This is a genomic window from Noviherbaspirillum agri, assembly GCF_054780595.1.
Window position 1 is genome coordinate 295,389 of the sequence record NZ_BAAGWA010000005.1, and the last position, 13,345, is coordinate 308,733.

The following is a 13,345-nucleotide window of genomic DNA, read 5'->3' on the forward strand; positions in this document are numbered from 1 at the left end:
TTGCGCGCATCACGCTGCTTTTTCCGGTTTGCCACCTCATGATTGATCTCGGCCTGTCAAAACTCGCACTGATCGGTGTTGTCGCACTGGTCGTAGTCGGACCCGAAAGGTTGCCGAAAGTGGCACGCATGGCCGGCACTTTGTTTGGCAGGGCGCAGCGTTATATCAACGACGTCAAATCCGAGGTCAGTCGCGAAATCGAGCTGGATGAACTGCGCAAGATGCAGCAAGAGATGCAAGAGGCGGCAAGCAGCGTTGAAGAGAGCATCGCACAGAGTGTGTCCGAGCTCGAAAGCAACGTGCATGAAGCGTTGTCCAATCCTTTGCTTGATAAGCCGACCCCGGACCAGGTGTCGATCAAGGCAAAAGACTTCCGCAGGAAGAAGCTGGCCCGAACCTCGGCGGTTCCTTCCTGGTATAAAAAACAGACCGGGCGCAAGACCCATGTCATGTCGGGTGCCGCACGCGTCGCCAGACACAGGCCTGCCGGCGTTCGCCGAAATACATCCGCATCATTTCACTGAGCTCAATGACTGACGAACAAGACACGGCGGGTGCGGGAGACACCTTTATCTCGCATCTGGTGGAGCTGCGTAATCGCGTGATGAAAGCGTCATTGGCGATTATCGTGGTGTTTTTGTGCCTGATGCCATGGGCCGGCACCATCTACGACTGGCTGGCCATGCCAATGATGTCGGCACTTCCGGCCGGCAGCAAAATGATTGCAACGGGAGTCATTACTCCCTTCCTCATTCCGGTCAAAGTCACACTGCTGGTCGCCTTTATCGTTGCATTGCCGGTGGTCTTGTACCAGGCATGGGCGTTCATTGCGCCCGGACTGTACGCGCATGAGAAAAAGCTGGTTGCACCGCTGGTTATTTCGTCATCGGCCTTGTTTGTCGCTGGCGTCGCATTCTGCTATTTCTTCGTATTCGGCGTGATCTTCAAGTTCATTAATGAATTTGCGCCGAAGTCGATCTCTGTTGCGCCGGACATTGAAAGTTACTTCGGCTTTGTGATGACCCTGTTCATCGCATTCGGCATGACCTTCGAAGTGCCAATCGTTGTCATCGTACTCGTTCGTATGGGGATCGTCACGGTGGATAAATTGAAGGAAATCCGCCCCTACGTGATCGTCGGTGCCTTCGTCATCGCGGCCGTCGTCACGCCGCCCGATGTGGTCAGCCAGCTTCTTCTGGCAGTTCCGCTGTGCTTGCTTTATGAGGCTGGACTGGTGATAGCGCCGATATTCGCACGATCGACCACGGCACCGGAAGAAACTGCCTGACCCGACTTGAACTGACCGACCGATCGTCGAGAACTTAAACCTGGCGAAGCCAGGCAATAAGCGGATAAGCATCTCTGAAGCCGTCGAGCAACTCACTGCCAAGGTCGGCCGGTATCTTTTTCAAGCTCGTTTCGTACCAGACGATGAAGCTCTTCATCTTGACGTACTCAATGTGCGGGGCGTCCGCGCTGAAGCCTTTCGGTGGTCGAGAGAGCTTGCCTTCATTCTGAAGGTCGCCGAATCTCTCCTTCAATTTCTTGTTCCGCAGTACTTTGGTGAAGCCCGACGCATCGGCGATGACATGCTCGCGGATTTTCCGCAAGCGGTCTGGCGGTGGCATATACTCACCGCCGGCCACCAGCAGGGTTCCGTCGGCATCGATATGGAAATAGTAGGCAGGGCCACCCCCTTGGCTCGGCTTCTTCAGTCCGCTGGCAGTGATCGCTGCGGAGAAGGTTGTCTTATAGGGTTTTTTGTCATGCGAGAAGCGCATATCGCGATTTATGCGGAATAGCGCCTTCTTCGGGTTGCAGTGCGTTACGGCGGGGTCAAACCTGCTGATGTCTGTGATTAACCGTGTCACCAAATCCAGAAACTCGGACCGCAGGATGTCGTAACGTGGCTTGTTCATTACAAACCATGCCCGGTTATTGTTCGCCGATAGTTCTCCAAGAAACTGAGTCAGGTCGCGGACATGCATGGCAGAGGGCAGTTATTCCAGTTCTTCACGTCGTGGTCGCGGACGCTTTCCCACAACGACGTCAATCGTCGATTCTTGACTCTTTCGCAGAACTGTCATCCTAGCCTTGTTCCCAGGGATCAGCTGCGCAATCAGGTTCAGCATGTCGGTTGTGTCGCTCACCGGCTTTCCTTCGACGGCAACCAGAATATCCCCGGGGCGAATGCCAGCGCGATCTGCTGGCCCACCCTTCAATACCCCGGCGATGATGGCACCAGATTTTTTGGTAAGACCGAAACTTTCAGCCAGTTCCGGCGTGATGTCTTGCGGTTCAACACCGATCCAGCCACGGACGACCTGACCTGTACTGATGATCGACTCCATCACCGTCTTTACCGTTGACACGGGAATCGCAAAACCGATTCCAAGCGAGCCGCCGCTGCGCGAGTAAATCGCGGTATTGATGCCGAGCAGATTGCCTTCGGCATCAATCAACGCACCGCCGGAGTTTCCGGGATTGATGGCCGCATCCGTTTGAATGAAGTTCTCGAAGGTGTTGATGCCAAGATGGTTGCGACCGAGGGCTGAGATGATGCCCATCGTGACCGTCTGGCCAACGCCGAAAGGATTTCCGATTGCCAGCACGACATCACCGACTTTAGCTGCTTCGGCATGTCCTAGCGTAATCGCCGGTAAATTCTCCACATTGATCTTGACGACGGCCAGATCGGTTTCAGGATCGGTTCCAACCACTTTAGCGACCGCCTTCCGCCCGTCGGCCAATGCAACCTCAATCTCGTCGGCTGTTTCGATCACATGGTTGTTGGTCAAGACATAACCTTCAGGACTCACCACGACTCCGGATCCGAGGCTGAACTGGCGATCTTCCTGCTGGTCACCAAAGAAGCGGCGGAACAGGGGGTCGTCCATGAACGGCGTCCTCGGTTCCTTGGTACCTTTGGTGGTGAAGATGTTGACCACTGCGGGCATTGCGCGTTTGGCCGCCTCGCGATAAGAACCCTGCCCGGCGACGCTATTGGCCGGTGCCTCCAGCACAGGAACTGTCGCCGCAATTCGGGCTCCCTGCGGAGATTGCATCAATGCACCCGCCCACTCAGGCTTGAGCGTGGCTACAATGAACCATAGCGCCAGACCGACAGTCACGGTTTGTGCAAACAATAGCCAAAAACGTCGCATAAAAAGGGTATGAAAGATGAGCTCTGGATCGGTAAATAGGGATAGTTTTGCAAAATATCTAGAGCAGGCGCTCGATATTACCCGTTTTCACGATTATTGCCCAAACGGGTTGCAAGTAGAGGGGCGGACCGAGATTCGTACCCTCGTTACCGGGGTAACGGCAAGCCTGGCATTGCTTGAGGCGGCTGCTGAGCAAGGCGCCGATGCCATTCTTGTCCATCACGGATACTTCTGGCGCGGTGAGGACCCGCGTGTGGTTGGTACGAGGCAGAAACGACTGAAGCTCCTTCTGGAGCGGGACGTGAATCTATTTGCGTATCACCTGCCACTCGATATGCATCCCGAGTTCGGCAATAACGTACAGCTTGCGCACCGATTAGGTCTCGTTCCAGAGGGGCGCTTTGGTGAGGACAATTTGGGATGGCTAGGCTCAATGAAGGATAGGGACGTGCGTACCGTGGCTGACCTGGCCCAAGTTGTCGAAACCCGACTGGGAAGAGCTCCTCTCATCATCGGCGAGCCCGACCAGCCTCTGGGTAAGATCGCCTGGTGTACCGGCGCAGCGCAAAGCCTGCTCAGCGATGCCGTTACGGCAAGGGCGTCGGTCTACCTCAGCGGAGAAATCTCCGAGCCGACGGTGCACTTGGCGCGTGAGTCCGGGGTCGCCTATCTGGCATGTGGCCACCACGCGACCGAGCGATACGGAGTTCAGGCGCTTGGTATGCACTTGGCAGAGTACTTTGGCGTCCGGCACCATTTCATTGATATCGTCAATCCCGTGTGACTATTTTCCGACAGTTGGTTAACTTCCCGGATCTAGTCTTGGTCGCGGTATGATTGCCCCACATGAGGGATGAATTATGTCGGATGCAACATCGCGTGATGCAGTAGGGGTTGTGATAGTCGAAGACGACGCTGTCACGCAAAAGTCGCTCTGTCGCGCAATTGAATCAGAGCCTTCGCTCACGATTCTGGCCGTGTTCGATAGCGTAAAACCTGCACTGGCATGGTTGGAGTGCAGATCACCGGATGTCCTGATGACCGATCTCGGCCTGCCGGATGGTTCCGGTATTGAACTCATCCATGCCTGCGCGCGCCACCACCCGTGTGCCGACATCATGGTTGTGACCATGTCCAGCGATGAGGCGAGTGTCCTTGCGTGCATTGAAGCCGGGGCTTCCGGTTATGTGCTGAAAGATCCGGGCGGGACGAATATCGCGCGAGCTGTTCTCGACCTCCGGGCCGGTGGTGCCCCCATGAGTCCTGCCATCGCACGGTTGGTGCTGGCGAAAGTGCGAGAGACAAAAAAGACACCTCTGGCTGCAGTGGAGACGTTCGATGCAAGTACAACGGGCCTCACCAAGCGTGAAGCCGTAATCCTGGACCTGATCGCGCAAGGCGAAAGCTACGGCGATGTCGCCAAGCTCCTATCGGTGTCTGTTGGGACCGTGCAGACCCATATAAAGAACATCTACGGCAAACTGTCAGTGCACTCGCGCGGTGAAGCCGTGTTCGAAGCTCATCGCCGTGGTTTGTTGCAAATAGGTCGGCCACGCATGGCCGACTAACTGACCCTGTTCATGTCTTGTCTTTCAGCGCGTCTCGAATTTCCCGCAGCAGGACGATGTCTTCGGGAGTCGGCTCGGGTTGCGGCTCCGGCGTTGCGTCCTTCTTTCTTGCCTTGTTTATGGCGCGTACCATCTGAAAAATGATGAACGCCAAAATGAGGAAGTTGAGCAGGATCGTGATGAAGCTTCCGTAAGCGAACACCGCCCCTAATTTCTTTGCTTCGACCAATGGCAAATGCGTGCCTTGGTTATTCAGAGGCAGATAATAATTAGTGAAATCGAGGCCTCCGATTAACTTGCCGACAATCGGCATGATGACGTCCTGTACCAGTGAATCGACAATCTTTGCGAACGCGCTTCCTATAATGACGCCAACAGCAAGGTCGATCACATTGCCCTTGATCGCAAACGCCTTAAATTCCTGCATCATTCCCATACCGGTCCCCTTCTGCGAAATTAAGAAAAACGCAACAACGTTTATTCGAAGTCTAATTCAAGGATCGATTATCACCGAAAAAAGACGCCATCGGACGGTGGCTGCACACCGTCTCGTAGAAAAAGTTCCCGCGAAAAGGCCAACCGCGCGCGTATTTGCTTTAAATCGGGTGCGCGGTTCGTTATAATCTAAGGTTGCTAGAAGGTTTGTATTGATTTCGCTTTTTCACTGATTGGGGTTGGTATGAGTAACGAAAAGCAGGTCGATTCCGGTCGACGTGGCTTGCTCGTCGCTACGTGTGCGGCGGGCGGTGTGGCCGGATTGGCTACGGCAGGGGCCTTTGTGTCCACCTTCCAGCCGTCCGAGCGAGCTAAAGCCGCCGGCGCTCCGGTGGAGGTAGATATCGCCGGTCTTGCACCGGGCGAGATGAAGACCGTTGAATGGCGCGGCAAGCCCGTCTGGATCCTGAAGCGCTCGCCGGAAATGGTCGCGTCGCTGAAGAAAACCGATGGCCAGGTCGCCGATCCTAATTCGGAGCGCAATCCGGCAGAATTGACGCCGGAATACGCGCGCAACGAATACCGTTCCCGTAAGCCGGAAATTCTGGTTGCGGTTGGCATTTGCTCCCACCTCGGTTGCTCACCAACCACCAAGTTGCAGCCGGGTGCTCAACCTTCATTGCCCGACGACTGGCAGGGTGGCTTCCTGTGCCCGTGCCATGGCTCTACGTTTGACCTCGCTGGTCGCGTATTCAAGAACAAGCCGGCACCGGATAACCTGGAAGTTCCGCCCCACATGTACCTCAGCGACACCAAGCTGATCATCGGCAAAGACGAAAAAGGCGAGGCATAACAACTATGGCACTGCAAGAGAAACCATCCACGGCGCAGGCGCCGTTCGGTGCGCGTGCGCTGCATTGGATTGACCAGCGCTTCCCGGCATCCTCCACTTGGAAAGCACACCTGTCCGAGTACTATGCGCCGAAGAACTTCAACTACTGGTACGCCTTCGGTTCGCTGGCACTTCTGGTGCTTGTGATCCAGATCGTCACCGGCATCTTCCTCGTGATGCACTACAAGCCGGATGCCAACCTTGCGTTTGCGTCCGTTGAGTACATCATGCGTGACGTGCCTTGGGGCTGGCTGGTGCGCTACATGCACTCTACTGGCGCTTCGGCCTTCTTTGTGGTTGTGTATCTGCACATGCTGCGTGGCCTGCTGTACGGTTCTTATCGCAAGCCGCGTGAGCTGGTCTGGCTGTTTGGCGTCGGAATTTTCCTGATGCTGATGGCCGAGGCATTCTTCGGCTACCTGCTCCCGTGGGGGCAGATGTCTTACTGGGGTGCGCAGGTGATCGTCAACCTGTTCGGTGCGATTCCGTTTATCGGCCCGGACCTGTCGTTGTGGATTCGTGGCGACTACGTTGTGTCTGATGCGACCCTGAACCGCTTCTTCTCCTTCCATGTGATCGCCATTCCATTGGTGTTGATCGGCTTGGTTGTTGCGCACATCATTGCGCTGCATGAAGTGGGCTCCAATAATCCGGATGGTGTCGAGATCAAGGAAAAGAAGGATGCCAATGGCGTGCCGATCGATGGTATTCCGTTCCATCCGTACTACACGGTCCATGATGTATTTGTCGCTGCAGTGTTCCTGATCGTGTTCAGCACGGTTGTATTCTTCGCCCCAGAAATGGGAGGCTATTTCCTCGAGTACAACAACTTTATTCCGGCTGATCCGTTGAAGACGCCGCCGCATATCGCGCCGGTTTGGTATTTCACGCCGTTCTACTCGATTCTCCGTGCGACCACGTCGCAGTTCATGTATGCGCTGGAAATCGGTTTGCTTGCCTACGTTGCGCTGATCCTCCTGAAGTCGAAGCTGAGTGGAACGGTCAAGATGGGCGTTGCAGGCGTTGGCATCGTTGCTCTGGTTGCCATGTTTATTTTCGATGCGAAGTTCTGGGGGGTCGTGCTGATGGGCGTTTCGGTGCTGATCCTCGGTGGTCTGCCGTGGCTCGACCGCTCGCCGGTGAAGTCCATTCGCTATCGTCCGCGTTGGCATGGCCTCGTGTATCTGGTCTTTGGTATTGCGTTTGTAATACTGGGTTATCTCGGTGTGCAGGCTCCGACCCCGGTAGGTACGCTGGTCGCCCAGATTTGCACATTCATCTACTTTGGCTTCTTCCTGCTGATGCCGTGGTGGAGCACGATGGGCCAGTTCAAGCCTGTGCCTGACCGTGTCACTTTTCACCCGCATTAAGCCGCAAAAGGGATATAAGAATCATGAAATTGTTGAAAAAACTGATTGCAGTTTTTGCTCTTGTCCCGGCCGTTGCGCTGGCTGCAGGGGGCGGCTTCCCGCTGGACAAGGCACCGAATCGGACGCAGGACCTGGCTGCGCTGCAGAACGGTGCCAAACTGTTCGTCAACTACTGCCTCAACTGTCATGCGGCATCCTCGATGCGTTATAACCGACTCCGGGATATCGGCTTGACGGATGAGCAGATCAGGAACAACTTGTTGTTTACTTCCGATAAAGTTGGTGACCTGATGAAGGTGTCCATGACGGCTCAGGATGGCAAGGAGTGGTTTGGTGCTGCCCCGCCGGATTTGTCCGTAATTGCCCGTGCGAAAGCATCTGGCGAGGGTTCCGGCGGCGATTGGCTTTACACCTATCTGCGTACGTTCTACAAGGATGATAGTCGCCCAACCGGTTGGAATAACCTTGTCTTCCCGAACGTCGGTATGCCGCATGCGCTGTGGGAGCTGCAAGGTGTACGCGCCGCTAATTTCGCGGAAGAGAAAGATCCGCACGACCCAAGCAAGACAATCCACAAGTTTGTGGGTTTCGAGCAAGTCAAGCCAGGTACGATGTCTGCGGTCGATTACGATAATGCCACTGCCGACTTGGTTGCCTATCTTGAATGGATGGCTGAGCCTGTACAGAATACCCGCAAGCGCTTGGGCGTTTGGGTACTGTTATTCTTGGGCGTGTTTACCTTCCTCGCATGGCGTTTGAACGCGTCGTACTGGAAAGACGTTAAGTAGCGCGCTTGCCTGCCTGTGCAGGCTTTCGTTTCGGGGTGAGCCGTATGACGTCTCACCCCTTTGTTTCTAAGGGACTGCAAAATGATGGTTCTCTACTCGGGCACAACTTGCCCATTTTCGCAGCGTTGCCGGCTCGTTCTGTTTGAGAAGGGCATGGACTTTGAGATTCGCGATGTTGACCTGTTCAATAAGCCTGAAGATATCTCGGTGATGAACCCCTACGGCCAGGTTCCGATCCTGGTCGAGCGGGATCTCATCCTGTACGAATCGAACATCATTAACGAATACATTGACGAGCGCTTCCCGCATCCACAATTAATGCCGGCAGACCCGCTGATGCGCGCACGTGCACGCCTGATGCTGTTCAATTTCGAAAAGGAGCTGTTCGTTCACGTCCATACACTGGAGAACGACAAGTCCAAGGGTGCCGAGAAGGTGCACGAAAAGGCTCGCGCGGAAATCCGCGATCGCCTGACAACCCTCGCCCCGTTGTTCCTCAAGAACAAGTACATGCTTGGCGATGAGTTCTCCATGCTGGATGTGGCGGTGGCGCCGTTGTTGTGGCGTCTCGATCATTATGGAATCGAACTATCCAAGACGGCAGCACCTCTCATGAAGTATGCAGAGCGAATCTTCTCCCGCCCCGCATATATCGAAGCATTGACGCCGTCCGAGAAAGTGATGCGCCGCTAATAACGCAACCTTGCTGCCAACGCCAGCTCTTAAGGAAGCGCAAAATGGCGTAGGCAGCGAGGTCGTTATAGTCAGGAAAACATGTCCGAGATTTCTACCAAACCATACTTACTGCGTGCAATCTATGAATGGTGCACCGATAATGGTTATACGCCTTACCTCGCTGCAGCAGTGGATGCTCGCACACACGTGCCCCGCGAGTTTGTGAAGAACGGGGAGATCGTTCTGAACGTCAGTTTTACTGCCACGAGCGGGCTCAAGATGGGAAATGATTTGATCGAGTTCCATGCGCGTTTCGGCGGCGTGGCGCGCGACATATCGATTCCGGTAGAAAACGTTGTCGCGATCTATGCACGCGAAAATGGTCAAGGCATGGCATTCGAAGTAGCGTCGCCCGCCATACCTGATCACGATGAACGTACGGACGGAGCGGCAACGCAGTCCGATGCTCCGTCGCTTGCAGCGGTGCCCCCAAGTGAGGACGCCAATGTGGATGGTGGCGGCTCGAGTCCGGATGACAACAACGAGCCACCAAAAAAAGGCAGCCGTCCTACGCTAACCCGGATCAAATAAAGTAAAATAGCCATCTCTCAGTTTCCGCCGGCTTAGCTCATCTGGTAGAGCAGTTGATTTGTAATCATCAGGTGGCGGGTTCGAGTCCTGCAGCCGGCACCAATAAAACCCCATGATCGAATTGGTCATGGGGTTTTTCTTTTCAGGATGCGGTCGAGTGGTGCGACAGTTGGTCGGGGAGAGGAGAGCGCTTAAGTATTTGGCTTGAGTCCATTCCAACGCGGGCCGAGTTTATGCTTAATGTCAAACATATCGAGCACGCGTCCCACGGTATGGTCAACCATCTCATCGATGGTTCCGGGGCGATGATAGAAACCAGGAAGTGGCGGAAAAATGATGCCGCCCATTTCGGTGACAGCGGTCATATTCCGCAAGTGTGCGAGGTTGAACGGAGTCTCGCGAACCATCAGGACGAGTCGGCGGCGTTCTTTGAGTACAACATCCGCAGCGCGCGCTATGAGATTGTCGGAGAGCCCGTGTGCGACGGACGCCAACGTCTTCATGGAGCACGGCGCCACAATCATCCCGTCTGACAGGAAAGAGCCGCTGGCAATCGCCGCGCCGACATCGCGGACATTATGAACCACGTGCGCGAGCGCTTCGACTTCCTTGCGCGCCAAGTCCAGCTCTTGGTGGAGATTGAGAACGCCGGCATCGGACACGACGAGATGCGTCTCGATGCCGGGTGTTGCTTTAAGAATGGAGAGCAGGCGAACGCCGTAGATCGCGCCGGTCGCGCCGGTGATGGCGATAATCAGGCGTTTGCCGGACATGCTAATGAAACCGGCGCTTGTTTCAAGGCTTCAGCAATTTCTGCAGCTCGCCTGATTCGTACATCTCGGTCATGATGTCGGAGCCGCCGACAAACTCACCATTGACGTACAGCTGCGGAATCGTCGGCCAGTTGGAGTACTCTTTGATTCCTTGGCGTACTTCGGCATCTTCGAGGACGTTGACGGTAACAATGTTCTCAATGCCGCAGGCGTTCAGGATTTGCACTGCACGCCCGGAAAAACCGCATTGCGGAAATTGTGCGGTGCCTTTCATGAACAGCACAACCGGATGCTGTGTAACAGTGTCTTTGATCCAAGCTTGAATATCGCTCATGGCGTTACCTCAAAAAAATCAGAATAACCGCCATTATATGTAAAAGCAGGGTAAGCGTCGGCAAGACCGGTGAGTCGAAGGGGTATTGAGTCCATCCCGATCACTTCATCCAATGAGCTCGCCGGGCCGTTGGAAGGGAAGGAGTGACGGACACTGCCGCATTCCTGCATCGGCCGCTTCAGGGATGCCATGCGCCTTAAGCTTTCAATTTCGCAAATGCCGCCGCCATCGCGCTGCTTGCCACGGGCTGCCTGGATTGCTGGTGCTGGGACAAGCGTTTCGCATCAGAACGGTCGCTTCGTTGATCCGGGCGCCCGCCTGCAGGCGCCGGTGAATCGCCAAGGCGCATCGTCAACGCAATACGACGCCGTTTCTCGTCCACCTCCAGCACTTTTACCTTCACCACCTGCCCTGCCTTGACCACGCTATGCGGGTCACGGACGAAAGTATTCGAGAGTGCTGAAATGTGCACCAATCCATCCTGGTGTACGCCGATATCAACAAACGCCCCGAATGCCGCAACGTTGGTCACGACGCCTTCCAGGATCATGTCCGGGCGCAAGTCCTTGATGTCTTCGACGCCTTCCTTGAATGTGGCGGTGGTGAATTCTGGCCGCGGGTCGCGCCCGGGTTTCTCCAGTTCTTTCAGAATGTCGGTAATGGTCGGCACGCCAAACTTCTCGTCTGCATACTTGGCTGCGTTAATTGTCTTTAACAGCCTACTGTCACCGATGACGCCCTTCACATCCTTCTTGATATCGGCAAGAATCTTTTCAACCACCGGATAGGATTCCGGGTGCACGGCCGACGCATCCAGCGGATTCTCTCCGTTCATGATCCGCAGGAAGCCGGCTGCCTGCTCAAAGGTTTTCTCGCCCAGTCTTGGCACGGAGAGCAACGCCGCGCGCGAGGTGAAGATACCCTTCATGTCACGGTAAGAAACAATGCTTTGCGCGACGCTTGCATTCAAGCCGGACACGCGTGCGAGCAGAGGTGCAGATGCCGTGTTCACGTCCACGCCCACCGCGTTCACGCAGTCTTCGACAACCGCGTCGAGCGAGCGAGCAAGCTGGGTTTGGCTCACATCATGCTGATACTGACCAACCCCGATTGACTTCGGATCAATCTTTACCAGTTCTGCGAGCGGATCTTGGAGGCGACGGGCAATTGACACTGCGCCGCGCAGAGAGACATCCAGTTCCGGCAGCTCGCGCGAAGCAAACTCCGATGCCGAATACACCGAAGCGCCGGCCTCCGACACGACGATCTTCGTCAATTTCAATTCCGGATGCCGCTTGATCAGGTCGAGCGCCAGTTTGTCGGTTTCCCGCGATGCGGTGCCGTTGCCGATCGAGATCAGCGACACATCGTGCTTGCGAGCGAGCTGAGCGAGCGAGTGGAGCGAGCCTTCCCAGTCATTGCGAGGCTGGTGGGGATAGATGGTCGAGGTATCAACCACCTTGCCGGTTGCATCCACGACCGCTACTTTCACGCCGGTACGCAGACCAGGATCAAGGCCCATCGTCGCGCGCGGCCCTGCGGGCGCCGCGAGCAGCAAATCCTTCAGGTTGCGCGCAAACACGTTAATCGCTTCCAGCTCCGCACGTTCGCGCAGACTGGTCATCAGCTCCGTCTCGAGGTGCATGAACACTTTAACCCGCCACGCCCAACGGACGGTATCGGCAAGCCACTTGTCCGCAGGACGGCCCTGGTTGCTGACGCCGAAACGCGCTGCAATCCGGCTTTCGCAGGGATTGTGCGGCGCGTCCCATTTTGGTTTTTCTTCTTCCGTATCGAGCCGTAGCGAAACGTTCAGCATTTCTTCACGGCGGCCGCGAAACAGAGCCAGTGCACGGTGCGAAGGAATGGTGGAAATCGTCTCGGAATAATCGAAATAGTCTGCGAACTTGGCTCCGGCATCTTCCTTGCACTCGACGACCTTGGACTCGACGATGCCGTGATCAGTCAGGTATTCACGCAGTGACTGGAGCAGCGTTGCATCCTCTGCAAAGCGTTCCATCAGGATTTGCCGTGCACCATCCAAGGCCGCCTTGGCGTCTGCAACGCCGGGGTTGTCGCCGTTTGCAGTCGTGAACGCAGGCTTCAGGTATTTTGCGGCTTCCTCTTCCGGATTCAACAAAGGGTTCGCCAGTAGGGTATCGGCAAGCTCGGTCAGGCCGGCTTCGGCTGCAATCTGTGCTTTCGTGCGTCGCTTGGGCTTGTAAGGCAGATAGAGGTCTTCGAGTCGGGTCTTGTCTTCGGCGTGGGCAATCGAATCAAGCAACTCTGGCGTCATCTTGCCCTGTTCTTCGATCGAGGCAATGATCGCCGCGCGGCGGTCTTCGAGTTCGCGCAGGTAGCGAAGACGTTCTTCGAGAAGACGCAATTGTGTGTCATCCAGTCCGCCGGTCGCTTCCTTGCGGTAGCGCGCAATGAACGGCACCGTCGCGCCTTCGTCGAGAAGTGCGATGGCTGCGGCGACCTGTGCCGGCTTGGCGGCGAGTTCAATGGCGAGGCGTTGTTCGATTGATGGCAGCATGTGAAATCAGAGTGAGGAAAACAAGCGGCAAATAATACGCAAAATATGCGAATGCGCCAGTCTTGACAGTGCGGGAAAACATCGGCGCCGGACTAGGCCGTGTTTGACAAGCTACTGCGCGGCCCGGATTGATGTCTGCGGTGCTCGGCGTACCAGTCGTACGCGTGCGCTCCTCGACACCACTCCGAACCGCTCGCTACACTTGTCAAACACAGC

Annotated in this window: 15 protein-coding genes and 1 tRNA gene; 10 read left to right on the forward strand and 6 right to left on the reverse strand. The window is 55.7% G+C overall.

Going from position 1 to position 13,345, the window contains the following annotated elements; genetic code table 11:
- Positions 1-38: 38 nt before the first annotated feature.
- Both tatB and tatC read left to right on the forward strand, forming a co-directional pair.
- A complete protein-coding gene (tatB, locus tag ACYVIA_RS12015) occupies positions 39-524 on the forward strand; it encodes a Sec-independent protein translocase protein TatB (protein WP_460841039.1) in 486 nt (161 codons plus the stop codon).
- Positions 525-529: 5 nt separating this feature from the next.
- The gene (gene tatC, locus ACYVIA_RS12020; RefSeq protein WP_460841041.1) at positions 530-1,288 is read left to right on the forward strand and encodes a twin-arginine translocase subunit TatC; all 759 of its coding nucleotides are present in this window, start codon (positions 530-532) and stop codon (positions 1,286-1,288) included.
- 34 nt (positions 1,289-1,322) lie between these two features.
- Here the strand turns inward: tatC and ACYVIA_RS12025 are convergent, their stop codons facing one another.
- The gene (locus ACYVIA_RS12025) at positions 1,323-1,988 is read right to left on the reverse strand and encodes a DUF2461 domain-containing protein (protein ID WP_460841043.1); all 666 of its coding nucleotides are present in this window, start codon (positions 1,986-1,988) and stop codon (positions 1,323-1,325) included.
- A gap of 12 nt (positions 1,989-2,000) precedes the next feature.
- Positions 2,001-3,164 (reverse strand): Do family serine endopeptidase, encoded by a 1,164-nt coding sequence (locus ACYVIA_RS12030; RefSeq protein ID WP_460841045.1) that lies wholly within the window; start codon positions 3,162-3,164, stop codon positions 2,001-2,003.
- A gap of 16 nt (positions 3,165-3,180) precedes the next feature.
- Between ACYVIA_RS12030 and ACYVIA_RS12035 the strand changes: the two genes are divergently transcribed.
- Together ACYVIA_RS12035 and ACYVIA_RS12040 are read left to right on the forward strand one after the other, a co-directional pair.
- Complete coding sequence (locus ACYVIA_RS12035) at positions 3,181-3,948, forward strand: Nif3-like dinuclear metal center hexameric protein (RefSeq protein WP_460841047.1); 768 nt, start codon at positions 3,181-3,183, stop codon at positions 3,946-3,948.
- 76 nt (positions 3,949-4,024) lie between these two features.
- A complete protein-coding gene (locus tag ACYVIA_RS12040; protein WP_460841049.1) occupies positions 4,025-4,732 on the forward strand; it encodes a response regulator in 708 nt (235 codons plus the stop codon).
- Positions 4,733-4,742: 10 nt separating this feature from the next.
- On the opposite strand, the gene mscL is transcribed toward ACYVIA_RS12040, so the two are convergent.
- Positions 4,743-5,168 (reverse strand): large conductance mechanosensitive channel protein MscL, encoded by a 426-nt coding sequence (mscL, locus tag ACYVIA_RS12045; RefSeq protein ID WP_460841050.1) that lies wholly within the window; start codon positions 5,166-5,168, stop codon positions 4,743-4,745.
- 243 nt (positions 5,169-5,411) lie between these two features.
- On the opposite strand from mscL, the gene petA reads away from it, so the two are divergent.
- From petA to ACYVIA_RS12075, 6 genes are all read left to right on the forward strand, one after another.
- Positions 5,412-6,020: a ubiquinol-cytochrome c reductase iron-sulfur subunit gene (gene petA / locus ACYVIA_RS12050; RefSeq protein ID WP_460841053.1), complete on the forward strand. Its 609-nt coding sequence runs from the start codon at positions 5,412-5,414 to the stop codon at positions 6,018-6,020.
- 5 nt (positions 6,021-6,025) lie between these two features.
- A complete protein-coding gene (locus ACYVIA_RS12055) occupies positions 6,026-7,429 on the forward strand; it encodes a cytochrome b (RefSeq protein WP_460841056.1) in 1,404 nt (467 codons plus the stop codon).
- A gap of 23 nt (positions 7,430-7,452) precedes the next feature.
- Complete coding sequence (locus ACYVIA_RS12060; RefSeq protein ID WP_460841058.1) at positions 7,453-8,217, forward strand: cytochrome c1; 765 nt, start codon at positions 7,453-7,455, stop codon at positions 8,215-8,217.
- An 81-nt stretch (positions 8,218-8,298) separates the two neighbouring features.
- On the forward strand, positions 8,299-8,910 hold the full coding sequence (locus tag ACYVIA_RS12065) for a glutathione S-transferase N-terminal domain-containing protein (protein ID WP_460841061.1): 612 nt from the start codon (positions 8,299-8,301) through the stop codon (positions 8,908-8,910).
- A gap of 81 nt (positions 8,911-8,991) precedes the next feature.
- On the forward strand, positions 8,992-9,483 hold the full coding sequence (locus tag ACYVIA_RS12070) for a ClpXP protease specificity-enhancing factor (RefSeq protein WP_460841063.1): 492 nt from the start codon (positions 8,992-8,994) through the stop codon (positions 9,481-9,483).
- Between the two features lie 26 nt (positions 9,484-9,509).
- Positions 9,510-9,585: transfer RNA gene (locus tag ACYVIA_RS12075), tRNA-Thr, on the forward strand.
- Between the two features lie 89 nt (positions 9,586-9,674).
- On the opposite strand, the gene ACYVIA_RS12080 is transcribed toward ACYVIA_RS12075, so the two are convergent.
- The 3 genes from ACYVIA_RS12080 to ACYVIA_RS12090 all read right to left on the reverse strand — a co-directional run bounded on the left by ACYVIA_RS12080 (position 9,675) and on the right by ACYVIA_RS12090 (position 13,129).
- Positions 9,675-10,256, reverse strand: a complete 582-nt coding sequence (locus ACYVIA_RS12080) for a UbiX family flavin prenyltransferase (protein WP_460841064.1) — start codon at positions 10,254-10,256, stop codon at positions 9,675-9,677.
- Between the two features lie 22 nt (positions 10,257-10,278).
- Complete coding sequence (gene grxD / locus ACYVIA_RS12085; RefSeq protein ID WP_460841066.1) at positions 10,279-10,590, reverse strand: Grx4 family monothiol glutaredoxin; 312 nt, start codon at positions 10,588-10,590, stop codon at positions 10,279-10,281.
- A gap of 196 nt (positions 10,591-10,786) precedes the next feature.
- On the reverse strand, positions 10,787-13,129 hold the full coding sequence (locus tag ACYVIA_RS12090; protein WP_460841068.1) for a Tex family protein: 2,343 nt from the start codon (positions 13,127-13,129) through the stop codon (positions 10,787-10,789).
- Positions 13,130-13,345: the final 216 nt, after the last annotated feature.

Bases quoted from the DNA above. Each gene is read 5' to 3' on its own strand.
- tatB (WP_460841039.1), top strand. From the start codon at position 39: ATGATTGATCTCGGCCTGTCAAAACTCGCACTGATCGGTGTTGTCGCA.
- tatC (WP_460841041.1), top strand. From the start codon at position 530: ATGACTGACGAACAAGACACGGCGGGTGCGGGAGACACCTTTATCTCG.
- ACYVIA_RS12025 (WP_460841043.1), bottom strand. From the start codon at position 1,988: ATGCATGTCCGCGACCTGACTCAGTTTCTTGGAGAACTATCGGCGAAC.
- ACYVIA_RS12030 (WP_460841045.1), bottom strand. From the start codon at position 3,164: ATGCGACGTTTTTGGCTATTGTTTGCACAAACCGTGACTGTCGGTCTG.
- ACYVIA_RS12035 (WP_460841047.1), top strand. From the start codon at position 3,181: ATGAGCTCTGGATCGGTAAATAGGGATAGTTTTGCAAAATATCTAGAG.
- ACYVIA_RS12040 (WP_460841049.1), top strand. From the start codon at position 4,025: ATGTCGGATGCAACATCGCGTGATGCAGTAGGGGTTGTGATAGTCGAA.
- mscL (WP_460841050.1), bottom strand. From the start codon at position 5,168: ATGGGAATGATGCAGGAATTTAAGGCGTTTGCGATCAAGGGCAATGTG.
- petA (WP_460841053.1), top strand. From the start codon at position 5,412: ATGAGTAACGAAAAGCAGGTCGATTCCGGTCGACGTGGCTTGCTCGTC.
- ACYVIA_RS12055 (WP_460841056.1), top strand. From the start codon at position 6,026: ATGGCACTGCAAGAGAAACCATCCACGGCGCAGGCGCCGTTCGGTGCG.
- ACYVIA_RS12060 (WP_460841058.1), top strand. From the start codon at position 7,453: ATGAAATTGTTGAAAAAACTGATTGCAGTTTTTGCTCTTGTCCCGGCC.
- ACYVIA_RS12065 (WP_460841061.1), top strand. From the start codon at position 8,299: ATGATGGTTCTCTACTCGGGCACAACTTGCCCATTTTCGCAGCGTTGC.
- ACYVIA_RS12070 (WP_460841063.1), top strand. From the start codon at position 8,992: ATGTCCGAGATTTCTACCAAACCATACTTACTGCGTGCAATCTATGAA.
- ACYVIA_RS12080 (WP_460841064.1), bottom strand. From the start codon at position 10,256: ATGTCCGGCAAACGCCTGATTATCGCCATCACCGGCGCGACCGGCGCG.
- grxD (WP_460841066.1), bottom strand. From the start codon at position 10,590: ATGAGCGATATTCAAGCTTGGATCAAAGACACTGTTACACAGCATCCG.
- ACYVIA_RS12090 (WP_460841068.1), bottom strand. From the start codon at position 13,129: ATGCTGCCATCAATCGAACAACGCCTCGCCATTGAACTCGCCGCCAAG.